The organism is Streptomyces typhae (assembly GCF_009755605.1).
In the GTDB taxonomy this organism is placed as follows: Bacteria; Actinomycetota; Actinomycetes; order Streptomycetales; family Streptomycetaceae; genus Streptomyces; species Streptomyces typhae.
Map to the genome: position 1 here is coordinate 41,572 of NZ_WPNZ01000022.1, position 26,567 is coordinate 68,138.

General features: G+C 71.8%; 21 protein-coding genes. 7 read left to right on the forward strand and 14 right to left on the reverse strand.

The features are described 5' to 3' along the window. The first annotated feature begins 214 nt into the window (after positions 1-214). Positions 215-1,732 carry an FAD-dependent monooxygenase gene (locus tag GPA10_RS31720; RefSeq protein WP_343041548.1) on the forward strand — a complete coding sequence of 506 codons (1,518 nt, stop codon included), beginning with the start codon at positions 215-217 and terminating at the stop codon, positions 1,730-1,732. Positions 1,733-1,780: 48 nt separating this feature from the next. On the opposite strand, the gene GPA10_RS31725 is transcribed toward GPA10_RS31720, so the two are convergent. After that, positions 1,781-2,962 carry an epoxide hydrolase family protein gene (locus tag GPA10_RS31725; protein WP_157168478.1) on the reverse strand — a complete coding sequence of 394 codons (1,182 nt, stop codon included), beginning with the start codon at positions 2,960-2,962 and terminating at the stop codon, positions 1,781-1,783. A 108-nt stretch (positions 2,963-3,070) separates the two neighbouring features. On the opposite strand from GPA10_RS31725, the gene GPA10_RS31730 reads away from it, so the two are divergent. Beyond that, positions 3,071-3,664, forward strand: a complete 594-nt coding sequence (locus GPA10_RS31730; RefSeq protein WP_157168479.1) for a CGNR zinc finger domain-containing protein — start codon at positions 3,071-3,073, stop codon at positions 3,662-3,664. A gap of 108 nt (positions 3,665-3,772) precedes the next feature. On the opposite strand, the gene GPA10_RS31735 is transcribed toward GPA10_RS31730, so the two are convergent. Beyond that, entirely contained in the window at positions 3,773-4,909 is a 1,137-nt protein-coding gene (locus tag GPA10_RS31735) for an amidase domain-containing protein (protein WP_343041549.1), read from the reverse strand. Between the two features lie 362 nt (positions 4,910-5,271). Here GPA10_RS31735 and GPA10_RS31740 point away from each other — a divergent pair, with 362 nt between their 5' ends. Next, positions 5,272-7,239 carry a transglycosylase domain-containing protein gene (locus GPA10_RS31740; RefSeq protein WP_343041550.1) on the forward strand — a complete coding sequence of 656 codons (1,968 nt, stop codon included), beginning with the start codon at positions 5,272-5,274 and terminating at the stop codon, positions 7,237-7,239. Between the two features lie 105 nt (positions 7,240-7,344). Here GPA10_RS31740 and GPA10_RS31745 read toward each other — a convergent pair whose 3' ends face one another. Beyond that, positions 7,345-8,676 carry a hypothetical protein gene (locus tag GPA10_RS31745; protein ID WP_241844843.1) on the reverse strand — a complete coding sequence of 444 codons (1,332 nt, stop codon included), beginning with the start codon at positions 8,674-8,676 and terminating at the stop codon, positions 7,345-7,347. 189 nt (positions 8,677-8,865) lie between these two features. Here GPA10_RS31745 and GPA10_RS31750 point away from each other — a divergent pair, with 189 nt between their 5' ends. Next, positions 8,866-9,387, forward strand: coding sequence for a DUF6328 family protein (locus GPA10_RS31750; RefSeq protein WP_058846533.1), 522 nt, complete (start codon positions 8,866-8,868; stop codon positions 9,385-9,387). A 159-nt stretch (positions 9,388-9,546) separates the two neighbouring features. On the opposite strand, the gene GPA10_RS31755 is transcribed toward GPA10_RS31750, so the two are convergent. Together GPA10_RS31755 and GPA10_RS31760 are read right to left on the reverse strand one after the other, a co-directional pair. Continuing rightward, on the reverse strand, positions 9,547-10,062 hold the full coding sequence (locus GPA10_RS31755; protein WP_058846532.1) for a lytic polysaccharide monooxygenase auxiliary activity family 9 protein: 516 nt from the start codon (positions 10,060-10,062) through the stop codon (positions 9,547-9,549). A 341-nt stretch (positions 10,063-10,403) separates the two neighbouring features. Continuing rightward, positions 10,404-11,135, reverse strand: coding sequence for a S1 family peptidase (locus GPA10_RS31760; RefSeq protein ID WP_157168481.1), 732 nt, complete (start codon positions 11,133-11,135; stop codon positions 10,404-10,406). Positions 11,136-11,314: 179 nt separating this feature from the next. On the opposite strand from GPA10_RS31760, the gene GPA10_RS31765 reads away from it, so the two are divergent. Continuing rightward, the gene (locus GPA10_RS31765) at positions 11,315-11,848 is read left to right on the forward strand and encodes a nitroreductase family deazaflavin-dependent oxidoreductase (protein WP_157168539.1); all 534 of its coding nucleotides are present in this window, start codon (positions 11,315-11,317) and stop codon (positions 11,846-11,848) included. Here GPA10_RS31765 and GPA10_RS31770 read toward each other — a convergent pair. The 4 genes from GPA10_RS31770 to GPA10_RS31785 form a co-directional block, all read right to left on the reverse strand. Further along, complete coding sequence (locus tag GPA10_RS31770) at positions 11,815-15,018, reverse strand: ATP-binding protein (protein WP_157168482.1); 3,204 nt, start codon at positions 15,016-15,018, stop codon at positions 11,815-11,817. The genes GPA10_RS31765 and GPA10_RS31770 overlap by 34 nt on opposite strands. Then, entirely contained in the window at positions 15,018-15,500 is a 483-nt protein-coding gene (locus GPA10_RS31775; RefSeq protein ID WP_157168483.1) for a hypothetical protein, read from the reverse strand. Before GPA10_RS31775 ends, GPA10_RS31770 begins: the two co-directional genes overlap by 1 nt. Positions 15,501-15,618: 118 nt before the next feature. Beyond that, positions 15,619-16,497, reverse strand: a complete 879-nt coding sequence (locus GPA10_RS31780; protein WP_157168484.1) for an alpha/beta fold hydrolase — start codon at positions 16,495-16,497, stop codon at positions 15,619-15,621. Between the two features lie 380 nt (positions 16,498-16,877). Further along, the gene (locus tag GPA10_RS31785; protein ID WP_157168485.1) at positions 16,878-17,375 is read right to left on the reverse strand and encodes a hypothetical protein; all 498 of its coding nucleotides are present in this window, start codon (positions 17,373-17,375) and stop codon (positions 16,878-16,880) included. A gap of 314 nt (positions 17,376-17,689) precedes the next feature. On the opposite strand from GPA10_RS31785, the gene GPA10_RS31790 reads away from it, so the two are divergent. Beyond that, on the forward strand, positions 17,690-18,856 hold the full coding sequence (locus tag GPA10_RS31790; RefSeq protein WP_343041551.1) for an alkaline phosphatase PhoX: 1,167 nt from the start codon (positions 17,690-17,692) through the stop codon (positions 18,854-18,856). Between the two features lie 123 nt (positions 18,857-18,979). On the opposite strand, the gene GPA10_RS31795 is transcribed toward GPA10_RS31790, so the two are convergent. Next, positions 18,980-19,399 (reverse strand): CBS domain-containing protein, encoded by a 420-nt coding sequence (locus GPA10_RS31795; RefSeq protein ID WP_058846524.1) that lies wholly within the window; start codon positions 19,397-19,399, stop codon positions 18,980-18,982. 379 nt (positions 19,400-19,778) lie between these two features. On the opposite strand from GPA10_RS31795, the gene GPA10_RS31800 reads away from it, so the two are divergent. Next, positions 19,779-20,687: a S1 family peptidase gene (locus tag GPA10_RS31800; protein ID WP_058846523.1), complete on the forward strand. Its 909-nt coding sequence runs from the start codon at positions 19,779-19,781 to the stop codon at positions 20,685-20,687. Between the two features lie 53 nt (positions 20,688-20,740). Here the strand turns inward: GPA10_RS31800 and GPA10_RS31805 are convergent, their stop codons facing one another. The 4 genes from GPA10_RS31805 to GPA10_RS31820 all read right to left on the reverse strand — a co-directional run bounded on the left by GPA10_RS31805 (position 20,741) and on the right by GPA10_RS31820 (position 26,311). Continuing rightward, positions 20,741-22,225: a DoxX family protein gene (locus GPA10_RS31805; protein ID WP_157168486.1), complete on the reverse strand. Its 1,485-nt coding sequence runs from the start codon at positions 22,223-22,225 to the stop codon at positions 20,741-20,743. An 80-nt stretch (positions 22,226-22,305) separates the two neighbouring features. Next, entirely contained in the window at positions 22,306-23,022 is a 717-nt protein-coding gene (locus GPA10_RS31810) for a class I SAM-dependent methyltransferase (protein ID WP_157168487.1), read from the reverse strand. A 77-nt stretch (positions 23,023-23,099) separates the two neighbouring features. Continuing rightward, positions 23,100-24,767 (reverse strand): glycosyltransferase, encoded by a 1,668-nt coding sequence (locus GPA10_RS43855; RefSeq protein WP_157168488.1) that lies wholly within the window; start codon positions 24,765-24,767, stop codon positions 23,100-23,102. Beyond that, a complete protein-coding gene (locus GPA10_RS31820; protein ID WP_157168489.1) occupies positions 24,764-26,311 on the reverse strand; it encodes an asparagine synthase-related protein in 1,548 nt (515 codons plus the stop codon). The genes GPA10_RS43855 and GPA10_RS31820 overlap by 4 nt, the downstream gene beginning before the upstream one ends. Positions 26,312-26,567 lie beyond the last annotated feature (256 nt).

A 26,567-nucleotide genomic window follows, 5' to 3' on the forward strand; every position in this document is an offset into this window, starting at 1 on the left:
GGCCCGAGGAGAGGGTTGAGCGGGATGCGAAAAGGATTGGACGGGGTGACGCCCGGGTCTGTACTTTGCAGTGGACCGCGACACCGCCCGAGGAGGTGAGACCCATGAACGCAGTAGCGATGTGGGTGCTCCCCCTTCCTGTCACGGTCGGGCGATCGGCGTAGCTGTCGCCGGGAGCGCCTCTCCACCCAGGCACTCCCGAAGGACGCCACCTGTGACCTCTCATTCCCCGCGGCACACCGACGCCGACCCGTACGACGTGATCATTGCCGGGTGCGGGCCCACCGGTGCCACGCTGGCCGCCGAACTGCGGCTGCACGGCGTGCGCGTACTCGTACTGGAGAAGGAGACCGAGCCCGTCTCCTTCGTCCGCATCGTCGGCCTGCACATCCGCAGTCTCGAACTGATGGCCATGCGCGGCCTGCTGGATCGCATGCGCGAACACGGACGCCGGCGCCCGGCCGGCGGATTCTTCGCCGCCATCGCCAAACCCGCGCCCGCGGGCCTGGACACCGCGCACGCCTATCTGCTGGGCATCCCACAGCCCGTCGTCGTCGGTCTCCTCGAAGAGCACGCGATCCAACAGGGCGCGCAGGTGCGGCGCGGTCGCGCCGTGGCCGCCTTCGCACAGGACAGCCACGGGGTGACCGTCGAGCTGGCCGACGGGCAACAACTGCGTGCGCGCTATCTCGTGGGCTGTGACGGCGGACGCAGTACCGTACGCAAACGACTCGGCGTCGGCTTCCCCGGCGAGCCCTCGCGGGCCGAGACGCTGATGGGCGAGATGGAAGTGGGAGTGTCGCAGGAGGAGGCCACCGCCAAGGCAGCCGAGATCCACGAGACCGACAGCACGTTCAGCCTCAGGCCTTTCGGCGGCGGTGTCTACCGCGTCGTGGTCCCCGTCGTCCACCACGCCACCGCCGTCCCCGACGTGGCCGTCGGCCCCGATGCCCTCCATGCAGGGGGCAACGAACGTGCCGGACGACCGCCCACCCTCGATGACTTCAAGCAGCAGTTGCGCGCCGTCGCCGGAACCGATTTCGGTGTGCACTCCCCGCGCTGGATGTCCCGTTTCGGGGATGCCACCCGGCTCGCCGAGCGGTATCGGGTCGGGCGGGTCCTCCTGGCCGGCGATGCGGCCCACATCCATCCGCCCGCCGGTGGACAGGGCCTCAACCTGGGTGTGCAGGACGCCTTCAACCTCGGCTGGAAGCTGGCCGCGCAGATCCGGGGCCGGGCACCGGACACGCTCCTCGACACCTACCAGACCGAACGCCGCCCGGTCGCCGAGGCCGTGCTGGACAACACCCGCGCCCAGCGGGAACTGACCTCCACCGAACCGGGACCGCAGGCCGTGCGCAGGCTCCTCACCGAACTCATGGACATCGACGAGGTGAACCGCCGCCTGATCGAGAAGATCACCGCGATCGACATCCGCTACGACTTCGGCGCGGGCCCCGACCTGCTCGGCCGCCGCCTGCGCGATCTCGACCTGGCACAGGGCCGCCTCTACGACCTGCTGCACCGCGGCCGGGGCCTGCTCCTCGACCGCACAGCAGGCCTGTCCGTCGACGGCTGGTCGGACCGGGTCGATCACCTCACGGATCCCACCGCGCCACTGGACGTTCCGTGCGTCCTGATGCGCCCCGACGGCTACGTCGCCTGGATCGGCGACGAGCAGCAGGACCTGGACGACCACCTCGCGCGCTGGTTCGGCGAGCCCGTCAGCTGATGTCCGCCTGTCCTCAGGACATCACTCCCCGCCGTTCGACCGGCGGGGCTACGGCGTTCGGCCCCTCGCGGCCAGCACGGCCGCGAGCCCCTCCCGCAAGTCCGCGACGAAGTACTCCGGGACCTCCAGCGACGGGAAGTGCCCTCCGGACTCCGGCTCCCGCCAGCGGACGATCTGCCGGTAGCGCTCCTGGGCCCAGGGGCGCGGGCACTTCTCGACGTCGCGGGGATACATGGTGAGCGCCGCCGGGACGTCGACCCGGAGTTCGGGATCGAGCGAATTGTGGCTTTCGTAGTAGATGCGGGCCGCCGACGCGCCGGTCCGCGTCAGCCAGTACAGGGTGACGTCGTCGAGGATCTTGTCCCGGGGGATCGTCTCGAAGGGGCTGTCCTCGGTGTCCGTCCACTCGGCGAACTTGTCGAGGATCCAGGCGAGAAGGCCGACCGGTGAGTCGACGAGCGAGTAGCCGACGGTCTGCGGCCGGGTCACCTGCTGTTTCGCGTACGCCGCGCGGTGGCGCCAGAAGTGGCGGGCCTCCTCGGCCCACTCGCGCTCGACCGCCGTCAGGCCGTCCGTCGCCAGGCCGGGCGGGCCCTCGGCGAACGTGGTGTGGATGCCGAGGACGTGGGCCGGGAACCTGCCGCCGAGGATCGTGGTGATGTTGCCGCCCCAGTCGCCGCCGTGGGCGACGAACTTGTCGTAGCCGAGCCTTCCCATCAGCTCGACCCACGCGGCCGCGATCCTCTCGGTTCCCCACCCGGTGGTGGCCGGCTTGTCGCTGTAGCCGAACCCCGGCAGCGACGGGACCACGACGTGGAACGCCGGTGCGTCCGCGTCCTGCGGATCCGCCAGGTCGTCCACCACATCGGTGAACCGCACGACGCTGTCCGGCCAGCCGTGCGTCAAGAGCAGCGGGGTGGCGTCCGCGCGCGGGGACCGACGGTGCAGGAAGTGGATTCCCAGGCCGTCGACCGTCGTGCGGAACTGGCCGATCCCGTTGAGGCGCGCCTCGAAAGGCCGCCAGTCGTACTCGGTGCGCCAGTACGTGACGAGGTCGGCCAGGTCGGCGAGCGGCACGCCCTGCTCCCATCGGCGCGGGCCGGGTGGTGCGCCCTGGACCGTCTCGGCCTCCGGCAGTCGCGCCGCGGCCAGCCGCGCGCGCAGATCGTCGAGGTCGGCGTCGGCCACGTGGGCTTCGAACGCGCGCACGTCACTCGCCGGACGGGGCATGGGACCTCCTGGCCGTCGTGGAACCGGACCGGCCACGCCCTACCGTGAACCGGCTATGACGGTTCTAACAGTTCTCCGCACCATGCGGCAACCGGCTAAGGTGGTTCCATGTGTGCCGCGTTCCCTGAATTCCGCCTCGGGACTGTGCTGGCGACCAGCTTCACGGGGACGCTGTCGGAGCGTCACGGCGACGCCGTGGAGCGCGTTCCCACGCCAGGGCGGCTCGTCGACTGGCTGGTGGTGAGCGGTCTCGCCGTGGACTCCTGCACGGAGGCCCAGCTCGGTCTCGCCCGGGAGCTGAGGGAGTCGATCCACGCCGTCGCGACGGCGGCCGCCGCCCGGGAGGCTCTCCCGGCCTCCGCTGTCCAGGTCGTCAATGACCGCAGCACTCAGGGGCGGGCCGCGGCGGTCCTGACCCCCGAGGGGCAGCGGCTGTGGCGGCTCGGTTCCGCAACCCGCAGGAAAGACACCCTCGGCGTGGAGGACGCCCTTGCCGTGATCGCCGCCGACGCCATCGGCATCGTCGCGGGCGAACGGGACGGGAGGCTGGCCCTGTGTGCGTCACCGACCTGCCGGGCCGCCTTCTTCGACACCAGCCGGAGTCGCACTCGCAAATGGTGCGACATGAACACGTGCGGGAACCGTCAGAAGAAGGCGCGCTTCCATGCCAACAAGGGCAGAGCGGCCGGACCGGTGGAGTGATCGTCGTCCGGCGGAGTGATCGTCGTGTCGCGGGCGGGACGTCGCGTCCGCAGCGGCCCTCCCCGGCCGCACCGGTGACCCGGTGACCGGGGAGGGCCGAAGGCCCCGTCAGGTGCGGTAGGCGAAGTAACGCGCGTTGGGGTAGGACGCGATGATGCTCGCGAGCGACCGCCGGTAGGTGTCGGTGGAGTGGTAGGTGAGGTACGGCATGCCGCGGTTGTTGCGGTACGTCACCAGCATGGAGTGGTCCTTGGAACCGTTCTTGTCGAAGTCCATCTGCAGGACGTCACCGACGTCGAGCTGGTAGACGTTCGTCAGGTTCGGGGCGCGCCGGTTGGAGAGGGTGAACCAGCCCCACTCGTTCGTACCCACCCAGGAGGTGCTCTGGCGCGTGCCGTCGTGCCACCAGTTGCGGTAGTCGGAGGCCGAGCCCGGCACGTGCTTCCAGCCGCCCGCCTTCAGCGCCTGGCTGAGGAAGTTGGTGCAGTCGCCGCCGGAGCCGTTGAACCGGGCGTAGGCCGGGTTGTAGTTGCGCCAGTACTTCTCCGCGTACCGGGCCATGGCCGCGTAGTCGTAGGAGCCGCCGGTCTTCCTGGGCGTGGGGCTCGTGGGGGCCTTGGTGGCGGCCGGAGTGCCGTCCGGGTACTGGTTGCCGTCGTCCTTGACGGTCTTCGTCCCGGCGGTGAGCGGCTCGACGACCGCGACGGGGCCGCTGTCACGGGACGTGATCGAGGTGAGCTGCCAGTCGCCGCCCTTCGCGGCGGCGAGCTTCAGCTCCTGACGCGTCGAGAAGGCGGTGGTCTTCGGCTCGTCGCCGCGCAGCTTCTTGTAGGTCAGCGTCGAGGACGCGGTGACCTCCACGGTCGCCGTGCTGCCGCTGATGGTGGCGCGGTCCACGACCACGCGGGTGTCCGCGTCCGTGTAGGCCTCGCCGAGCTGGGCGAGGCGGGACTTGCGCGACTGCAGCGAACGGAGCGCGGCGGCCTCGTCCTTCTTGAGCCGGCGGGACAGGTGCGACGCGGAGGCGCCGGTGCCCGCGGCACCGTGCCCCTGGACCAGGGCGTCGGCGCGCCGGGACAGGACATCCTCGGCGATGCGGGCGAAGGTGTCGACCGTCTTGCGGTCGGCCTTGCGCGGCTTGCTGGGGGCGGTGTCCGCGTGTGCGGCGTACGCGAGCGTGGAGCCGGACATCACGGCCACGGTCAGACCCGCGACGACGGCGGGTCTGTATCTCTTCGATATCACTCTGTTTCCTCTTTTGTTGCCCGGACGACCAAGGCCGGGGGACGGAATCGTCGCACAACTCGGCACTTTTGTAGATCCGTTCGGCCTGTGCGGTTTCCGGCGACTGCCGCAGAACAGGTCCATGCCCCGTCCTGCCCCACTTCACGTACCTCTAAGGTGTGCCCAAAGGGGCAGCGGAGGAGGCATGCGGGGTGGGTGGGAGGAATACGGCCACAGGGGGGCAACCGAGTGGCCGCCGGGCGGTGTTCGGGCGTCACGGCGGGCCGACGGGGCGGCGCAGAAAGCCCGGGAAGCGGCGCGGGACGCGCTCCGGCGAGGGCACGTCCAGTGGCGCGACCGGTGGCATATCCGGTGCGCTCGCCGTGGCTCGCGGGCAGCTGCGGCGGCTGCGGCCCGCGTATCCCCGCCCGGGGCGCAGCGGGTGGCGGCGCTGGGTGCCCTCGTGGCGCCAGTCCCTCGGGGCCTTCCTGTACGTGGTGATCGGTCTGACCGGCTTCGTCGCGATCGCCTACGCCACCACGGACATACCGGATGACCTCAACTCGTTCGCCACACAACAGGACAACGTGTACTACTGGTCCGACGGTTCCGTCATGGCCCGCACCGGCTGGGTGATCCGGCAGGAGATACCGCTGGACAAGGTGCCGCCGAAGGTCCAGGGCGCCGTCCTCGCGGCCGAGAACGCCAGCTTCTACTCGGACGCGGGAGTCTCGCCCACGGGTGTCATGCGCGCCGTGGGCGCCGCGGTGACCGGCGGGGAGACCCAGGGCGGGTCGACCATCACCCAGCAGTACGTGAAGAACGTCTATCTGAACCAGGACCGCACGCTCTCCCGCAAGTTCACCGAGCTCCTGCTCGCCGTGAAGCTGGACAACCGGACGAGCAAGAAGACGATCCTGCAGAACTACCTGAACACCAGCTGGTTCGGGCGCGGCACCTACGGCATCCAGCGCGCCTCGCACGCGTACTACGGCAAGGACGTGTCTCGTCTCAACCCCAGCGAGGGCGCGTTCCTGGCCTCCCTCCTCAAGGGTGCCGGGCTCTACGACCCCGCCATCAGCAAGGCGAACCACAAGCGCGCCGTCGAACGGTGGAACTGGATCCTGGACCGCATGGTCGAGACCGGACATCTCACCCGCGCCGAGCGCGCCACGTACACCGAGTTCCCCGAGCCCACCGGGCCGGGCACCGGCGGCATCCCGGGCGCGCAGACCGGCTACCTGGTGGAACTCGCGAAGCGGCACGCGATCAAGGCCGGGCACATCAAGGCCGCCGACTACGACCTCGGCGGCTACCAGATCCGCACGACCTTCGACCGGGCCCGTACGAAGGCCCTCACCGCGGCCGTCCACAATGCGGAGAAGGACTTCGACGCCGAGAAGCGCCCCCGCACCGACGAGCACGCCAGGATCGGCGCGGCATCCGTCGCCCCGGACGGCAGCCTGCTCGCCATGTACGGCGGCAAGGACTATCTGAAGCAGGGATTCAACCAGGCGAACGCGACGACCATCCCGGCCGGTTCGGCCTTCACCCCGTTCGTCTACGCCGCCGCGCTCGACGAAGGCGTGCAGCGCACCCGCGGCGCCACCCGCACGCCCGTCTCCCCCACCAGCCTGTACGACGGCAACAACCGGATCGCGGTGCGGACCCCGGAGGGCCCGTACTGGGACCGCAGCGGCAAGGTGGTGAAGGGGCGCAACGAGGGCGGCCGCGACTGGGGCCAGGTGACCTTGCGGCAGGCCGTCGCCGACTCCGTCAACACGCCCATGCTCCAGCTCGGCCTCGACGTCGGCCTCGACAAGGTGGAGTCGTACGCCCTGCGCGCGGGTCTGCTCGAATCGAGCCTCGGGGAACGCGTCCCGGCGTTCGCGCTCGGCGAGAACTCGACGCCCAGCGCCATCCGGATGGCCGGCGCGTACCAGACCTTCGCCGCCGGGGGCATGCACACCGAACCGTACTCGGTGCGGTCGGTCAGCCGTGCCGGTGACGCGGTGCCGGTCGTCAAGCCGAGACCCGCACGTGCGGTGACGCGGCGGACCGCCCAGGCGGTCACGGACGCGCTGCGGGCCACCATGACCGAGGGGTCGGCCGCGGCGGCGGGCGACGCGCACCCCGGCGCCGTGGGCAAGACCGGGACGACCACCGCGAACACGGCGGGCTGGTTCGTGGGCGGCACCAAGGCCGAGACCACGGCCGTGGTCGTCTACCGCATGTCGCTGACCGACCTGGTGCCGCTGCCCCTGAAGGGCCTCGGCGGCGACTCCCCCGAAACCCCCGGCAGCGAACGGGCGGTCGGCCTGTGGGCCGACTACATCAAGGCGGTGAAGTAGGCGCGGCCACAGGGACGGCCGACGGTGGGCCGGTGGGTGAACGGTGGGCCGGTGGGTGAACGGTGGGCCGGTGGGTGAACGGGACGGTCGGCGACCGGGGCCGCCCTACTTGCCGAGCGTCCTCCAGTCCGGCGCCTGCGCGGGATCGAGCATGCGCAGCCTCGCCAGGACCTTCGGGTCCTGGGCGTCGAGCCAGTCCGCGAGCTCCCGGAACGACACGCACTTCACGCCCTTGCGCGGGCACACGTCCCGCATGACGTCCTCCACGGCGTCCATGTAGATACCGCCGTTCCAGTCCTCGAAGTGGTTGCCGATGAACATCGGCGCCCGGCTGCCGTTGTAGACCCGGTTGAAGCCGTTCATGTACGAGGCCCTGACCTGTTCCTTCCAGGCCGGGAACTTCGCCGGGTCGCCCTGGGTCTCCTCGCCGGACTGGTGGTAGAGGAAGTTGAAGTCCATGGAGAGGACTTGCACCTCTTTGCCCTGCAACGGCATGAGCTGAAGGGGGAAGTTCCATATGCCGTTCATCTTGGACGGCCATATCTGGAAGTCCCCGGACGAGCTGGCGTCGTAGCGCCAGCCGAACGGCTTGATCGCGGTCAGCAGGTTCTTCTGGCCCTCCAGGCAGGGGGCGCGGCCGCCGACGATCTCCCGGTCCGGGTCGAAGGGCAGCGGCGCCTCGCCGGTGAAGCCGGTGTTGGTCTTCCAGTTCTTGATGAACCCGTACGTCTGGTCGATCTCGCTCTTCCACTCCTCGGCGCTCCAGTCCCCGCCGCCCTTGGGGCCGCAGAAGTGCCCGTTGAAGTGCGAACCGATCTCGTTGCCGTCCTTCCAGGCGCCGCGCAGCTGCGTGAGCGTGGTCTGGATGTGCGGGACGGTCGGGTACGAGATGGCGGCCGAGCCCGGCTTGTGCTGCGGCGGACGGTAGAGCATCTTCTTGCTCTCCGGCAGCAGATAGATGCCGGTGAGGAAGAACGTCATGTGGGCGTCGCTCTCGCGCGCCACCTTGCGGAAGTGGGAGAAGCGCTGGTCGTCGCCCTCCAGCGCGCCGTCCCAGGAGAAGACCACGAACTGGGGCGGCTTCTGTCCGGGCTTGAGCTTCTTCGGCTTCAGCTGTCCGGACTGCGGCCCGGCGTAGGAGGTGGAGCCGTCCCCCAGGACTTGGACCTTGCCGTCCCACTCCTCCTTCTTGTCCTTCGCCCGCTTCGCGGAACCCGCGCCCTCGGCCGTGTCGCCCAGGGACGTGGGCGCCGCTTGCGGGGCGTCGCCGCTTCCGTCGGAGTTCCCGAAGGTCAGTACGTACGCGGCGCCGGTGCCCCCGAGGGCGAGCACGGCCGCGCCGACGCCCAGGCGCTTGCGCTTGCGTGCCTTCTCCCGCGCCTTGCGTGCGGCACGGGACTCCGCCGGAGCATGAGCGGTTCGGTCGGTGTCAACCACTGCGGTCCTACCCAGTGTTCATCGCAGCAGGGCCGCGCACGGATGCTTTGTATGAATATAGGACTACGTGGAACACCTTCGGCTGCCGGGTTGGTCACAAGGTCGCCACACACGGCTCTCGTCGCACGTCAGACCCGCATGAGGCGGCCCGCACGGGGCATTCGGTCTGTCGGTGACGGGGAGGATGCCATGACCATGACGGAGCGGACCGTCGAGCTGCCGGAGAACGCCGACGACACGGAGAACGCCCGTGAGCGGGCCAATCGCCGCTGGCACGAGATCCTGCAGGAGACCCGGGTCGCCCAGACCGGCGTACAGATCCTCTTCGGGTTCCTGCTCAGCGTGGCCTTCACGCCCCTGTTCCGGGAGCTGGGCACGTTCGACCGCACCGTCTACATCATCACGGTGGTTCTCGGCGCGGCCGCCACGGGCGCGCTGATAGCGCCCGTACCCATCCACCGGTTCCTGTCCGGCCAGCGCATGAAGGACGAAGTGGTGGCGACCGCGGGGCGCTTGATGATGTGCGGCATGGTCCTCCTGGCGCTGACCATCGGCTGCACGGTCCTGCTGATCCTGCGCATCGTCGTCCCCGGTCCCCTCGCCGAGGCCCTCGCCGGCGGGATCATGCTGTGGTTCGGCCTCTGCTGGTACGTGCTGCCGCTGCACCTGCGGCGCCGCGCCACTCGACGCTCCGGCGCCGGAGGCTCGTAGGCCGCCGGGGACCGCCGGGGCGGCCACGCGCGAAGGGGCGCCTGATCGGGGGCTGCCCGTCAGGCGCCGTTCGTTTCGGCAGGTGCGGATTCACTCCATACGTGCGGATGCGCACCGTGCGGGTGAAGGAGTTCTGCACCTTCGGAGGTGCGGAGGTGCTCAGCGGATGTTGACGTCGATGCACGCGTAGAAGGCGTTCGCCGTGTCGCCGATGTTCCACACCGCGAGGATCTTGTGCCTTCCGGTGAAGTTGCCGAGGTTGACCTGGTGCGAGACGGTCGCCGGCGGCTGCTGGTTGCCGCCGTCGACGGTGGCGACCTTGGTGCCGTCGACGAAGTACTCGTAGTTCGACGTGCGGTGCCTCGCGGTGAAGGTCCACGTGAAGGTCTGCGTCCTGCTGACGTCGCTGACCTTCCAGCCCTTGCTGTCGTCGTCGAGCTCCGCGAACCTGCCGTTGCCTCCGCTACAGCTGCGCAGCCCCTTGCGGCCCTCGACGCTCTGCGGTTCGTACTTGATGGCGCCGCACGGCACCGTGCGCGCGGCGCACTGCGCCTGACGGCTGGCCGGCGCGTTGACGTACCCGTGCGCGCCGGCCGAACCGGTCGGCAGCGTGAGGGCGAGTACCGGTGCCAGTCCGGCACCGATCACGGCGGCCAGCTTCCGCTTCTTGTCCATGCGTACTCCTTCACGGCGATACTGCGTCGGGGGGACGTGAAGTGCTCGTGGGTGGGCGGGGTGACGTGGGGGGAGAGGGGCGTGGGGGGTGGGGTCGAACCCGGGGCCGGATGTTCCACGACTGCCGATTAGTCCGGACCATAGACTTTGGCAGACCACGGTCAAGGGTGGTTTCGCGCCAACACCCGGACGGCTGGCAGCAGGCCATGTGGAACGGGCGGCGACCGCTGAGGGGTCGCCGCCCGAGTGAGCGGGGTCGTCCGCGGGTGGCGGAACGGACCGGGGCTGCCCCGGGTGACCGGGATGCCCCCAGGTGAGTGGGACGTCCCCGGGTGACCGGGCTATCCCCGGGTGACGGAACGGATCCAGGTGAGCTGCTTCGAGATCTTCCCGGCCTGGGCGACCTGCTCCCGGTCGGAGCCGTTGAAGACGCCGACGAGGGTTTCGGTGCCGCGCGGGCCGACGCTCATCACGGGGCCGCCGGAGTCACCGCCCGCGGGAATGCCGGACACCTTCTTCATGCAGAAGTCCGGGCCGCTCGGCGTGACGTAGCCCTTGCACCGGGGAGTGTCCGCGGACACGACCCGCAGCTTCGACTGCTTGAGCACGCGGGACTGGCAGGCGTTCTCGTCCGTGGTGCAGGTGGCACCCCACCCGTACTGCCGCACGGTCTGGCCGATGCGCACCGGGGACGTGGCGAGACGCGCCGTGCGGACATCCATGCGCGACACCTTGATGAGCATCATGTCGGCGTGCGCGCTGCCCGCGCGCTTGCCGACCGGGCGGACCGTGGTGCCCTTGCGGACGTCGAGGTCGCCGACCCGGAACGAGATCCGCCGGTCGGCGACCGGGCGGGCCTGCTCGTAGAAGCAGTGCGAAGCGGTGAGGATCCAGCGGCTGGTGACCGCCGTCCCGGTGCACGCCGGTTTGCCGTCGACGAGCATGCGCACCGCCCACGGGCCGTAGGCGCTCTTCGACCCGCCGATGACGGCGGAGGCCGGCGCACTCGACATCACCGTTCCCGCCACCAACGTCAGGGCGGCCAACAGCAGCACCTGGACTCGACGCACCATGCGGAACAGCTCCTCTCCTCGGGGAGGGGACGCCCCCTCCGGGTGAAGAGATACCTCGCCGGGCGAAAAGGTTCCGTCGAAAGTCCCGGAGAGTCGGTGCGTGGCGCGGCGCCGCCCCTACCGTGGGGCGTCGGGGCCGTTCGGCTTCCCTCCCCCGCGCGATCCTGCGGAAGGTGACGATGGTGGACCACGACGGCACGCCTCAGGTGTCCCGGCCGCTCACGGGGTGGCGCCGTGCCCTGGCACGGCTGCCGGTCCACCTCTTCCGTGCGGGCCTCGGGCCGGCCTTCGGCAGGCGGCTGCTCCTGCTGGAGCACGTCGGACGGGTGAGCGGCAGGCGCCGCCAGGTGGTGCTCGAAGTGGTCGCCCACGACTCCTGTGGCTCCAGCTGGACCGTGGCGTCCGGCTTCGGCCCAGGGTCGCAGTGGTACCGCAACCTGCGCCGGGAGCCGCACACGGTCATCCAGGTCGGCCGTCGCCGCCATCCCGTGACCGCGCGTTTCCTGTCCCCCGACGAGGGCGCCGACATCATGGCGCGCTACGAGTCCCGGCACCCGGTGGTGTCACACGTGCTCGGCGTCTTCACCGCACTCCCCACCGACGGCAGCGAGGAGTCGTTCCGGGAGGCGGCGCGGTCCATCCCGTTCGTCCGGCTCGACGCCCCTCGCCGCCCCGGGGATCAGGAGGAGGGCGCCACGGCCGAGGACGGGTAGACGCCGTCGACCGCGGTGTCGAGCGTGCGTTGTCTGCCCGCCGTGCCTCCTTGTCCGCCTCCCTTGCCGACGACCAGCTTGAACACGCCTCCCTCGGCCACCCGGCTGATCTGCTCGTCTCCGGCGGCGGCCAGCACGCGCGCCGGTTCCTCACCCGCCCGTTTCCAGGACCGCGCTCCCGGTGCGAGGGTGTAGTGGACCGGTGCGCGGCCGGTGTCGACGGAGCATGCCGCCGTCCCGCTCGTGCGCTGCTCCGCCCGGTAGACCACATGGGCCGTGCCGTCGGGGCCGAACCACGTATCGTGGACCCGCCAGCCGACTCCGGGGCCGTTCAGCCGATGTTGGGCCCGGGAGGCAATGTCCAGACCTGCCATGGGGTGGCTCGCCTCCCCGCACGAACCGTACGGGGCCTGCCCGTTGGGCGGGTCGATGACGGCACTCCTGCCGTCCGGGTCCACGGCCCACACACCGCCCTCGTAGCCGAGCTGCGGGAGCTCCTTGATCTGCCGGGCCCGGGTGGGCGATTCGAGCGCGAACAGAGAAGTCCGCTCCCCGACTGTTCCCACCCGGGCCACGAGGTAGGTACGCAGGCGCGAGCCGTTCCAGGAGGAGACGAGCCTGGTGTTGGGCGGCCCGTCGTGCGCCGGGCCGTCCGGGACCTCGGGCAGGTCCCTGTTCTTGGGCTCCCCGCCGTCGGCGGGATAGTGCCGGATGTCGAGGCCTCCCGAGACGAGTTCCCCGTCCACGAAGGCGATCGTGCACGAGAAGCACGTCCACGACCGCACGTTCCCGGACTTGAGGTCGCGCAGCCTCACCGTCGTGTCGTCCGAGGGCTCGTCCGAGGGAGCTGTGTTCACCTCCGTCCATGCCACCTTGGTGGCGTCCTCGGACCACACGACGTGGCCCGGCCGCCGCTGTCCGCCCAGGGACGCGAGGACCTCCGGCCGGCCGCCCGCCTCGGCGAGGAACTTGATGTCGGTCTTCGTCGTCCAGGCCAGCGGACGGAACGCGACGGTGGGGGCGGGCGAGCCCGTGAGCTCGGCACACCGTCTTCGGGCGGCTTCGTCATCGGGGCTGGTCGTGGTGGCGCACACCTGCCGCTCGCCGTCGGCGGTGATCGAGCAGGTGGTCGCCTGCGGGCCCTCGTCGCAGCCCCAGTACACGATGCTGACGCCCGCGGGCAGGGGCTGGGCAGGGTCGACGGAGACCGGTCCCGACTCGCCCTTCTTGGACCTGACGACCCTGGTGCAGTCCGTCGCCCCGCTCCTCACCACGCAACGGCCGTCGGCCTCGCCGGGCATCCGCGCTTCGAGGACCCGGGTCGCCACGGTCACCCTGACCGGGACGGTGTCCGCGCCCGCCTGCTGGCTGAGGACGACTCCGCCCGCGGTGACCGTCGCGGCGAGGCCCCCGCCGATGACCACCTTGGCGGACATGGCCATGCCTGTCTTGGCAGCCACGCCCGTCTTGGCCGCCGCACCGCCCTTCGCCGCCGCCGCCATCGACCCGGGGTCGAACGGCGGGCCCGAGGAGACCAGTTGGGACGTCATCTCGTGCCCTAGGTCCGCGGCGGAGCCCGGGTCGGCGGCGCCCTGCCCTCCGGAGGCCAGGGCGCCGGCGCCGGGGTCCGTCCCGTAGGCACCGGGGTCGGTGAGGTCGGGCTGTGTCCCGAGGTCGGAGGAGGCGTCCGCGCCCCCGTCGCCGGCGGCGTCCCCTCCTGCCGTGGTGTCGCCTCCGCTCGCGGGGTCGCCGCCGCAGGCGCGCGCCGCGTCGTCCGCGGCGGCCGCGTGCTCCGTGCTGCCGAGCTCACGCCAGTAGGCGGCGGCCGCGGCGAAGGCGGCGCCCGCGAGCAGCCGCTTGCCGGTGACCAGTTTGCGTACGCCGTCCTCGTGCGTCAGATAGGCCGCGACGTCCCGCAGGCCCGCGCGGTCGGCGGCATCGACACCGCGCTCCAGGACCTGCCCCCAGGCTCCGGTGCGCAGCGAACAGGCGAGGGCGGGGGACGCCGCCTTCGCCAGGTGTGCGGCCTCCTGCGGACGCCCTGCCGCGGAGGCCGCGTCGATCGCCGCGGTGAGCAGCGCGGCGTCCCGGGCCACGGCGGCCGGCTGCGTGCCCGTCGCCGAAACCCACTGCGTCAGCCGCCCGGCGAGCATCGCGAGGGCGGCGGCGCCGGGCTGGAGCTCCGCGAGCAGCCGGCCGCCGATCTCCGGCGCGAGACGGTGACCGTGCTCGGTGGCCACGACCAGGCCGCGGGCTGCGAGGCGGTCGCACACCGCGGCGAGTCCGGTGACCCCGCCGAGCAGGACCGTCAGGAGCCGGGTGCTCACCCCGCCGTCGCGGGCGACGGCGAGGATCTCGACGACGTCGCGCTCGGCACCCGCCAGTGCCGCGAGGAGGTGCGGCAGCAGCCCGTCGAGTTCGGCGGCGGCGGCGAGCCGATCCGACGCCGCCGCTCGCAGGAGCGGCAGCGGGGCGCCCGCCGTGGCCCGCCACAGTTCCTCGGCGACGGGTTCCTCGGCCGTCGTCAAGGGACGCCCGAGGCTGCGCGACATCAGCTCCACCGCGTCCTGGTGGCCGAGGCCGCCGAGTGCCAGGGCCCGTCCCCTGCCCAGCAGCGTGCGCCGCCCGCTCGCGAACAGGAGCACGGAGGACGGCAGCGCGTCGAGCACGCCGTCCAGATCGGCTGTCGCCGCCTCCAGGTCGTCCAGGACGACGTCCGCGGCGACACCGGCCATGAGGCGGCGCAGTTCCGTGGGTGCGGGACGGTAGCCGGGAGCGTCGTAGCAGGCCTCGAAGACGTCCTGGAGGACGTCGCCGGTGTCACGGCCCGCCGCGTCCACGAACAGCACCGGCCGGCCCGCCTCGGCGAGGCGGTGGGCGGTCAGGCGCAGCAGGGTGCTCTTTCCGATGCCGGGCGGCCCGTGCACCTGCCAGGCGTCGTGGTCGGCGAGCCCTTGGACGATCTCCTCGACGTCACGGTCCCGTCCCACGGCCGTGCGCGGGCGCCGGGGCAGCAGCGTCATGTCGTCGCGTACGGCCGGGGCGGGCCGCTCGGCGGCGTTGACCACGTGGACGTACGAACGGTCTCCCGAGACGACGATGTTGTTGTCGCCGATGGTGACGTTGCCCCGGACGTCGCTGATCTCCACGGACGTCAGCGGTCCGGGCATCAGCCCTCGCCGGAGGTGGAGGAAGCGCCGAAGCTCTCGAGGAGGCCGCCGAATCCGGCGGCGACCTCGTCGCCCGCCGCCGTCGCCAGGAGCGCGATCGTCGGGTGCAGCAGCAGGCCCGTGACGGTGTCCAGCATGTCGGGCAGCTTCTCCGCGAACCAGGCCCGCACCCTGCCCATGGTCCGGACGTCCGGCTCGTCGTCCGTGACGGCCGCCTCGAGTTCCTCCAGGCGGTCCACGGCGGCGCCCTTCTCGCGCTCGCCCACGCCGTCGAGGTTCTCGATCAGCTCCCGGACACCGGCGAACTCACGTCTCAATGCCTCCAGTTGGACGTCGGTGACCTCGCTCGCGGCTTCGGTCGTGGTGCCGATGTTGCCGACGACCCGGTTGTTCCGGCCGACGGTGGTGTGTCCGGTGACGTTCCGCACCGTCACTTTGTACGTGGTGTCGTCCCCGCCCTGCGGATCCCCATGACTCACCATCCGGTGTGCTCCCCCCTTGGCGCGCGGCGATCCCGCTCGGCCCTTGACGCGCGGCGATCGCTCGGGCTCCGAGGGTAATGTTTCGGTCACATGTGTCGCAGGGATTCGGCGGAGCCCGTCACGACTGCCCCGCCATGACTTCCTGCTCGCGCGGCGGGTCGTCGGTCCGGCGGGTGGCGTCGGCACAGGTGTGTTCCAGCGCGGTGACGACTTTCGACGCGTGGCGTGTGGGCAGGCGGTGGCAGCCGCGGGGCACGACGTGGAGCCGGGCGGTGGGGACTGCCGCGAGCAGGCGGTGGGAGTGCTCCGGCGGGATGGTCGGGTCGTCCTCGCCCACCATGATGTGTACGGGGATCCGCCGCAGGACGTCCAGGTGCCGCCGCACGTCGTGCCGCATGAGGGCCTTGAACCAGTGGGCGGCGACGTCGATGGGCGGCTGGGTGTCGAGGCGCGGCTGCCAGAGGTTGTGCAGGCGGTGCGCCGTGCGGGGCGCGCGGATGCACAGGGCCGCCATGGCGTGGCGGAGCAGGCCGATCATGCGTGTCCGTGGCGGGTGCGCGGCGGCGGCGAGGTCGAGTCCGCCGGCGCTGGTCGACACGAGCAGGGCCGCCTTGACCTTGTCCCCGATGAGGGCGGGCCGGCCGACGGCCAGGGTCATGACGGCCGCCCCGCCCATGGAGTGGCCCACGAGGACGACCGGCACGTCGCCGGGCGCGGTGGCGGCGACGACGGCGGCGAGGTCGTCGGCCAGGAGTGCCATCTCCGGCCGGGACGTGCCGGTGCTGGAGTGGCCGTGTCCGCGCTGGTCGTAGCGGACGACGAGGGTGCCGGGGCGGGCGAAGTGCTCGACGGTCTTGTCCCAGATGGCGGCGGTGGCCTGCCAGCCGTGGGCCAGCACGACCACCAGGTCGGGGTTGCTCGGTCCGTGCAGGTGGAGCACCAGACGGGCGCCGTCCGGCCGCAGCAGTTCGGCTCGGGTGCGGGGGAACTCGGGCACGATCATCTCCTCGGGACGGCGGGACTGCCGTACCACGCCTGGGCACAGGCCGGGGGGCACACCGACGGGTGGGACACGAACAAAGGACGCGGGAAGGCACCGTGCGGGTTGTGACGCGGTGAGGCGTCGTGCGGACTGTGACCGGGCGTTCCCCCTCCCGGAGCCTGCTGTGCTCCACCAGTTCGCGGGCGGCGGCCGTCACCGTGGCGCGACCGGCGCCGTCCACGCGGCGTCGAGCGGCTGTCAGGCACAGTCCGACCAGGGGGTCCTCCGGTCGCCCCGCGGCCGCCCACAGCTCCGCGCGGTGGTTGAGGCGCGCGGTCGGACCGCCGTGCGCGGAATCCCTGCCGAGGGCGACGGCGTCGAGGGCCGCCGCGGACTCATCCGCCCGCTCCCCAGCGCTGCAGTTGCAGTGCCGCGTAGGAGCGGCAGACCGCCAGCCAGCGCTTGCGGTGCAGGGCCAGGGTCTCCGTCACCAAGGAGGCCAGTTCCTGGTCCAGTTCGCCGTCCAGGGCGCGGTAGAGGTGATCGAGCATCTCCGTGCCGGAGGTGCGCCACGGATGCTGCTCGTCGCCCTCGTCGGCCCGCAGTTCCCCGGTGGGGAAGTACGCGAGCACCGTCTCGACGAACGCCGGCTCGGGGCCCGGCCCCGCGGTGGTGCTCAGCGCCTGAGCGGTCGCGTGGACGCGTACCCGGACCGGCTCGTACACGAGCCGCAGCTGCCGCAGGAGTTCGGCCACCTCCTTCACCCGCGCGGCGAAGTCCGGTGCCTGGCTCTCCCACGCGGCCGGTGTCCTGCTCGCGCACGAGTGGGGGACGCGCATGGTGATCAGTTCGGCCTCGGGGGACGCCTTCGGACCGCCGCCGGGAGTGAGCAACGCACAGTCCGGGGTGGTGCTCGGGCCCAGCCTAGCGGCCGCTCCTTCGTGCGCGGCCGACTTCCGCGCGTCCAGTGTGCGCGCTCCGCGGCCGTCCCCGCCCGGCGAAATCTCCCACACTTCTTCAGCCGGGCTTTCCGGACCGTTCACTTGCCCCCGGACTGAAGGATTCTGCACCGAAGGCGGCCACCGTTTGGCCGAGAACTGTTGGTCTCCCGGTCCCTGCTCCGGCACCGGCCGCGCCCCCTACGGTCCCTGTGACCAGTCGGCGACGCTCAGCAACTCATCGTTCGCTCTTCGGTGAAGGAGTACCAGTGGAACGTCGCAACTTCCTGCGTGGCGCGGCTCTCGGCACGTCCGCCGCTGTCTTCGGCGGCACTCTCATGCAGGGTGCCGCCTACGCGGCCCCGGCCCAGAACGGTCCCGGTCCCTACGGTGGTCTGCTGGCCGCCGACGCCAACGGCATCATGCTGCCGTCCGGCTTCAGCAGCCGTGTCATCGCCCGATCCAGCCAGACGGTGCCCGGTACCTCGTACACCTGGCACGGCGCGCCTGACGGCGGCGCCTGCTTCGCCGACGGGAACGGCTGGATATACGTCTCCAACTCCGAGATCGCCACCAGCGGAGGGGCGAGCGCCGTCAAGTTCAACTCCTCGGGTTCCGTCACGGGGGCCTACCGCATCCTGTCCAACACCCGGAACAACTGCGCGGGCGGCGCCACCCCGTGGAACACCTGGCTCTCCTGCGAGGAGGTCAGCCGCGGCTACGTCTACGAGACCGACCCGTGGGGCGCGACGGCCGCCGTCCGCCGCAGCGCGATGGGCCAGTTCAAGCACGAGGCGGCCGCCGCCGACCCGGTGCGCAAGGCGATCTACCTCACCGAGGACGAGTCCGACGGCTGCTTCTACCGGTTCGTGCCCGCCACATGGGGCAACCTGTCGGCCGGCACCCTCCAGGTGCTGGTCGCGTCCACCGCCACCTCCGGCTCCTTCACCTGGACCAACGTGCCCGACCCCGACGGCTCCCCCACCGCCACCCGCGACCAGGTCTCCGGCGCCAAGATCTTCAACGGCGGCGAGGGCTGCCACTACGCGAGCGACACCGTCTGGTTCACCACCAAGGGCGACAACCGCGTCTGGCAGCTCAACCTGGCCAACAGCACCTACGAACTGGCCTACGACGACAGCCTCGTCACCAACGGCACCGCGCCCCTGACCGGCGTCGACAACGTCACCGGCAGTTCCTCCGGCGACCTGTTCGTCGCCGAGGACGGCGGCAACATGGAGATCTGCCTGATCACGCCCGCCGACACGGTCGCTCCCTTCCTGCGCGTCACCGGTCAGTCCAGTTCCGAGATCACCGGCCCGGCGTTCTCCCCCGACGGCAGGCGACTGTACTTCTCCAGCCAGCGGGGCACGTCCGGCTCGTCGTCCGGCGGCATCACCTACGAGGTGACAGGTCCCTTCCGCACCACCGCCTGAGCACACCGCAGCACCGCCTGAGCACACTGCGCCGCGGACGGCCGAGCGCACGGGGGTCGCACGGCCGTGCGTGGCGGGTCACGGGGGTGTCCGGAGGCGCCGGGACCGGCGCCTCCGGGAACCTCAGGCGTTGGGGTCGGCGGCGCTGATCCGGCCGAGCGCGGACTCGGGGTCGCGCGCGACCGCCAGATCGCCCAGGGCGACGATGCCGACCGGCTTGCCGTTGTCGACGACCGGAAGCCGCCGCAGCGCCTGGGCCCGCATGAGGCGCAGCGCCTCGTCGACGTCGTCGTCGGGGCCGACGGTGACTGGCTCGCCCGTGCAGGCCTCCACCACCGTACGGCGGGACACGTCGCCGCCGTCGGCGAGGATGCGCACGGTCAGGTCCCGGTCGGTGACCAGGCCCCGCAGCCTGCCGTCCTCGGTCACCAGGACCGCGCCGATGCCCTCGTCCCGCATCGCCGTGGCGACCTGGTGCACCGGGGTGTCGGGCTCCACCGCGGTGGGGTGGCCGGTCATGACGTCCCGTACGTGCCGAGCCATCTGTCCTCCTTGTCGTCCTTGTCGTCCTGCGCGTGGACCAGCGGGTCCGGTGGTCCGCATGGTGCGGGTACCACGGGTGCGGGCCCCTCACCCGGTCAGGGCGGAATTCATTCGTCCGGGACCCGCCGTCGGAGTACAGCGGAGTGCATCGGAGTACGGGGCGCGCGGGCGCACGGGCCGCGTCGTGGTTCCGGCCGTGTCGTGGTTCCCGCCGCGTCGGAGTTCCGGCCGCGTCGCAGTTCCTGCCGCCCCCGGGGAGCAGGCGTGTTCAAGCCGTACTTGACCGTAGACGGCCTTGTCCTTGCCGCGGACCTACCTCAACAATGCACATGACAATACCGAAAGACCTTCGGTCACACAGTCATCAGAGGGGTCCCCCATGAACAAGCCTCTCGTCGCTGCCGGCCTCACCGCGCTGCTCCTCGGCGCGACGGCGCTGCCAGCGACCGCCGTCAGCAACGAAGCGCCCGGATCCGGACAGCGGGCGGCGATTCCGGCCGAGGCGAAGGTCAAGGCCAAAGCCGTGACCTACGCCGGTACCGTGGCGCTCAGCAACTGTTCCGGTTCCGTCGTGCGCGCGCCCTCGTCGCAGCCCACCGATCCCGCGCTCGTCCTGTCCAACGGCCACTGCCTGGAGACCGGGTTCCCCGGCCCCGGCCAGGTCATCGTCGACCGTCCCTCGACCCGCAGCTTCACCCTCCTCAACGCGAGCGGCGGCAACGCGGGCACCGTACGCGCCAGCAAGATCGCGTACGGCACGATGACGGACACCGACGCCTCCCTGTACCGGCTCACCAGCACCTACAAGGACATCGAGACCCGCTACGGCATCAAGGCGCTCGACCTGGACGCCGCGCACCCGCAGGCGGGCCGCGCCATCACGGTCGCGTCCGGCTACTGGAAGCGCATGTACAAGTGCAGCATCGACGGCTTCGCGTACCAGCTCAAGGAGGGCCGCTGGACCTGGAAGGACTCCGTCCGCTACACCTCGCCCTGCCAGGTCATCGGCGGCACCTCCGGCTCGCCCGTCATCGACGACGCGACCGGCAAGGTCGTCGCGGTCAACAACACCATCAACGAGAGCGGCCAGCGCTGCACCGACAACAACCCCTGTGAGGTCGACCAGAACGGCAACGTCACCGTCCGCCGCAGCATCGGGTACGCCCAGCAGACCTACACGCTCGTCCCGTGCATAGGCGCCGGCAACAACATCGACCTGAACCGGCCGGGCTGCACCCTGCCGAAGCCCCTGGCCGCGGAGAAGCACCGGGCCGCCGCGGCGCGCTAGGCGTCCGTCCCGGTGCCGGGGGTGCTCCTCCCGGCACCGGGCCGCCGGCCCCGCTAGCGCAGGTACGAGGTGTCCTGCACCCAGTGGAACCCGCGGCTGACCAGGGGGACCGTGGCGAGGTCGCGGCGGCGCAGGCGCAGCCGCAGGTCCGAGCCGTCGGCCTTGGCCTCCACCGTCAGGCGGTCGGCCGCGGGGCGCTGGAAGGTGAGGACGGCCTGCCACGACGGGTCGGTCATCCTGGTCAGCGCGATCGAGCCCGCGTCCATGTCGATCACCGCCATGCAGGTGTCCAGCGAGTCGTCCATGTACTGGATGGTCACGGCGCTCGCGGAGTCCACGACGACGCGGCGCCAGCGCCGGGCGTCCGTCGTCAGAGGCGGGTGCTGCTCGCCGTCGGCCGAGAAGTCCTCGACCTCCCACAGGCCGTACAGCTCGGGCTTCTCCTGTCCGCCACCGTACGTCTTGTGGAACCGCCAGTCGTTGCGCAGTTGCGCGCCGAGCAGCCAGAGTCCCGCGCCGATCTGGAGGGCGGCTGCCGCCTGGTTCGCGCGGCGGGAGCGGAACAGGTCCCGGCTCACGGCCTGCGGGAGGGCGCGGCCGGACGTCAGGGCCCCGGCCAGGCGGGCCGCATCGGGGGCGAGGAGCAGCAGGCTGAGCAGGAGCAGGTTGAGGGAGTGCGCCTTCACGGGCACGTCGAAGGTCATGTTGAGGATGACCACCTGCGTCATCTCCACCGCCGAGAGCAGCGCGCCGAGCGCCGCCGTCCGCGGTACGACGAGCAGCAGCCCGCCGGTGATCTCCGCGCAGCCGAGCAGGATCTGGTACGGCTTGGAGAAGCCCGTCTGCGCCCACAGCAGGCTCATCGGGCTGAGGTCGCCGAGCGGCTGGACGAGCTTGGACGGCGGCAGCTGGAACTGGAGCGGTACGGCCTTGGCGGCGCCGTAGGAGAACATCTGCCCGGCGAGGCAGAAGCGCACGGCCAGGCGGAACCACCTGTCCAGGGCCGCGTGATCCGGCCGGCCGCGGTCGAGCGCGGACCAGACCGGGGTGACCGCGGCGGCTGCCGCGAGCCAGCAGAGCTGCCCCGACCAGGTGTACGGGTCGTCGCCGCCGTCGAAGCGGTCCGCGCCCAGTTCCCGGTCGAGGACATGGGTGGCCATCCATCGCCGCGCGGGGCGGAACGCCCACCGCTTCGCCCACGCGTCTGCGGCCTCCTGGAGCCGCCCCATGCCGCCGCCGCGCAGGGCGAGATAGATCTGCGGGGTCGTCAGGCAGTAGATCCCGGCGTAGACGCAGCCGAACCGGAAGGCGGTGCGGGTGGCGCCGCTCCAACGGGACGGCGTCGGCGGGACGGCCTTCGGCAGGGCTCGCTTCAGAGCTCCCTCCACAGCTGCCTCGGACAGGAGGCCGGCCGGCAGGACACGCTGCGCCAGGCGCCCGGCAGGCAGGGCTCCCGTCGGTGGTCCTCCGCGTCCGCCCACCCGGCCGGCCGGTGAGGACGCGAGGGTCCGCAGCCACTTGCCTACTCGCACCTTCATCGTTCCTCGCCTCCGCGGGAGCCGTAGCGGACGTGTTCGTGGGAGAGTTCGCCGGAGCCGGGACGGCGTGCGCGTCCGGGTCAGTCGCGGCGGAAGCTGCCGAGCCAGGCGTGCAGGTCGAGCAGCTCGGACGTGGCCGGGACGATGCCCCGCATCCGGGTCTCGGTGAGGGACTCGACCGTCCAGCCGTCGGCGAAGCCGCTGCGCAGATGGCCGGAGGAGCGCTCCAGGTCGGGCGCCGCCGCGTCGTCGTCGGGCAGCTGCGCCGGTATCTCCTCGATGGCCTCGGCGAGCCGCGCCTGCATCCGGGCGGCACCCTGGTCGCTGATGGACAGGATGTGCGCGACCGCCCCCGGGCGACAGACCCGGTGCAGGGCCGCGGCGTAGACCCGCAGCCGTCCGGCCTCGAAGGTATGGGCGAGACCGGAGTCGAGGACGGTGTCGAAGCGGCCTTCCCATCCGGTGAGTTCGAGGGCGTCGGCGACCTCGAAGACCGCGTCGAGTCCGCGTTCCCCGGCCTTGTCGCGGGCGAGGGCGATCGCCGTCGGCGACAGGTCGAGCCCCGTGACGGCGTAGCCCTTGCCCGCCAGATGGAGGGCGTCCTCGCCGGTGCCGCACCCCGCGTCGAGCACGGCGCCCGTGATGCGCCCCGCTTCCTCCAGGGCGACGAAGGCGGGCTGGGGCGTCCCGATGTCCCAGGGGGGCCGCTTGCCGAACGGGCTCTCGCCCCGGTAGACGGCGTCGAAGACCTCGGTCATCACGTTGGTTCCGTCGGACGGGCCGGCAGGTTCAGTCATGTGCCCCATGATTGCTTCGCCGCCGTACGCGGCTCCGGTCTCTTGCGGACTTCTGTCATCGACGCGGAGGCCGTCGGTCAGTCGTCCCGCGGCCGGAGCATGGCTTGTTTGAGCAGCCAGAACAGGTGGTCGGTGACGCGGGCGGCCGGTTCTTCGGTGTGCTCGCCCACGAGTTCGGCGAGTCGGCCGAGGGCCAGCGGCCCCTTCCGCGCCGCCACGGACAAGGCGGTCCTGAGGAGGGCGAGGCGGAGCGCTCCGACGGCGGTGACATACGCGGGCAGGGGGAACTCGCCGGACAGTGCAGCGGCACCGTAGGAGGTCACCGTCACCACCGTGCAGCCGTCCAGCGTCCGGGACGGATAGTGGGCGAACACCGCCTTGTGGTCGATCGTGGTGTGGTCCGCGCGCCTCGGCCCGGCCTCGGGAAGCCGGTCGGCGACGGCCGTCAACTCGTCCCACAGTTCCTCGTGCGCGCGGATCACGCGCGCCCAGGAGTAGCGGGCGAGGGCCCGGCGGCGGGACGCGGCAGCCATCCGTGCGCGCAGGTCCGCGTCTTGGATCAGGGTGCGCAGGGCGTCGTGCAGCGCCTCGGGATCGACCACCGTGGACTGGGCGAGGAGCAGGTGTTCGGGTAGGTCCCCGCTGTCGTGGAGGCCCTGCCGGGCGAGGGCCTCGTCGCCGGTGGGGCTCCAGTAGGTGGGGACGAGGAAGCCGGTGTCCCCGTGCACCACGCTGTCGCGGTAGCCGTCCCAGTCGGACACGACCTGGGGGAGCCCGCACGCCATGGCTTCGATCACGGTGATGCCGAAGGTCTCCTGCACGTTGTCGACCGGTGACACGAAGATGTCCGCGGCGGCGTAGAACGTGTGCCGGTCCGCGGGGCGCACGGGTTCGACGACCCGCACGCGGTCCGCCACGCCGAGCCTGGCGGCCCAGTCGCGCAGCGTTCTCCCCCATTGGGGCGGTCCGCCGCCTGCGAGGAGCAGGAGGAGTTCGTGTTCCTGTTCGTCGGCGACGAGTCGCCGGAACGTGGTGACGAGCGGCAGCAGGTCGGCCTTGTCGTCGAACGCGAACCGGCCGAGCCACAGCAGCACGCACGCGTCGGCCGGTACGCCCAGGGCGGTCCGGGCCGCCTCCCGCCCGCCGGGGCGCAGGGCTTCGGTGTCCACGCCCAGCGGGACCACGTCGAAGCGGCCGCGGTAGCCCAGGTCGGCACCGTGGTGGGTCCGGAGGTTCGCCGCCACGGCGTCCAGGAGATTGCGCGCGGCCCGGCGTGCGCTCTCGCTGGTGCAGATCACGGCGTCGCACGGGGCGGTGTCGGCGAGCAGCAGTCGCAGTGCCCACTCGTGCGCGAGCTCCGGATAGCTCAGTACGTGCGGCGTGGCGGTGATCGGGTAGCGGCGTGCGGCACGGCGTCCGCGCAGCTTCACCGCCGTGGCCAGATCGCCGTCGGAGTCGTGCCAGACGCGGAAGGGGCGCCCGGCGAAGTCCCGTACCAGTTCGGCGAAGTCGGCGACGGTGAGGTCGATCCCCGGTCGGGTGCGGACGTCGCGCAGGCGTGAGCGCGCTGCGGTGGCCCGGTCGTGGAAGACGTAGTAGTGGCCCGGCGCGCCGTGGCGGAGCAGGGCCGGCCAGAAGGCGTCGACGGTGACGCGCGCCCCGTAGACGGACCGCCCGGCAGGGGCGTCCGGATCGGGCAGCGGGTCCTCGTGCAGGTAGGTGGCCAGCCGGGCGGGTGTCGTCACGACGTGTGCCCCTGTCCGCTCGCTTCGACCGAGCGCAGGGTCAGCTCCAGGATCGCCGCGGAGTAGAACTCCATCTCGTGCCCCGGCCCGCCGTCCGCCCACGTCAGGTAGCGGGAGAGGAGAACGCGCGGGTCGACGAGACCGGTGTCGGCGAGCAGGGGGGCGCCGAACAGGTCGGTCAGCAGGGGGCGGGCGGGGCCGCGCAGGGCGGTGACCATGGCAGGGGAGAAGTCGTCCGTCCCGTCGGGGCGGCCGATGGTCCGCAGGCCGAGACCGGTGAGCAGGTCGCGCTGCACGGTGCGTCCGGACCGCCACTTCCCGGGCAGGCGGCGGCACAGCCGGGCGAGTTCCGGCGTGCACAGCGGGTGGATCGGCCAGATGCCGTGCCGGAGGTAGAGGGCCGAGCCGGAGGTCACCGACTCCAGGGCGGACTCCGCGACGTGGCCGGGCGGCGCCAGGTCGAAGGCCGACACCTGGTCGGTCAGGGTGTCGTGGAGCAGTTGCTGCGCGGTGCGGGAGAGGTGCTGCGGGACGGGGGTCGGTGGCGTGGACGTGGCCGCGCGCCCGTTCTCCGCCTCGGTCGTGTTCTCCGCTTCGGTCGTGTTGCCCGCCCCGGTCGTGTTGCCCGCCCCGGTCGTGTTCTCCCGTACGGGGGGATCGTCGTGGGGGTGCGGCGCGCGCAGGTCATGGGGGCGCGGCGCGCACAGGTCACGGTGGTGCGGCGCGCGCAGGTCTTGGGGGTGCGGCGCGCACAGTTCGTCGCCGCCGAAGCCGGTGAACAGGGAGCGGACACCGTCCGCCGCGGCGGTCGCGAACAGGGCGCCGACCGACTCGTGGTAGCACTCCTCCCAGGGGACGACCCCGCGTGCGCGGGCGCGGGCGCCTCCCGGTGCGAGCAGTGGATCGGCCGTGAGCTCACGGGTGGTGTCCACCGCTCCGAACCGGTCGATCAGCTCCGCGCGCCGCAGCCGCTGCCCGGCCCGCTGCGCTCCCGGCATGGTGAGCCCGTAGGTGCGCGGCGGTCGGCCGGTCAGGGTCGCCGCACACGCCGCGACCAAGGACGAGTCCAGGCCGCCGCTCACCTCGTAGGCCGCCAGGTCGCCGTCGGCGGCGCCGCCGGGTCCGACCCAGCGCCGCATGGACGCCCCGAGCGTCCTCCAGAAGGCGTCGGGGACGTCGCCGCCCGGCGCCACCCGGCCGACGCGCGGCAGCCGCACCGGCGGAGGGTAGGTGACGCGCAGGGGTTGCGCGGGGTCGTCGCCCATCGGCCAGGTGCCGCGTGAGCCGACGGTGAACAGCCACAGGTCACGCAGCAGGGTGCGGCGTGAGTACGGGGCGTCGGACCAGGCGAGATACGCCGCCGCGCGCAGTGGGTCCAGGCAGTCCCCGCCGAGCAGGGGGTAGAGGCGGCTCGGGTCCCAGTCGGCGTGCAGTTCCCCGCCCTTGGCGACGGCGTAGAGGGAACCGGTGCCCCACGGGCCCGCGTGCACGTCGAGCGTGCCCGGACGGCCGCCGTCGTTCCCGGCCCGGACGACCACGGTCATCGACTGCAGCGGCCATGCCAGAGCCGCCGCCAATGCCCTGCCCCAGGGCGCCTCCGGCGCATTCGCTTCCGGCAATTCCGATTTCGGCGCGCCGGCGCAGCGCTCGCGAATCGACAGGAAGAACCTGCCGCGTCCCCCGCAGGCCACTTCCTCCAGAGAAGGGTGGCGCAGGGGTGTCACATGGCTGCGCCCGGCCGACCACCCACGAGCGGTCGGCCGCCACACGTGCCCCAGATCATCACGGCGTACACAAAAA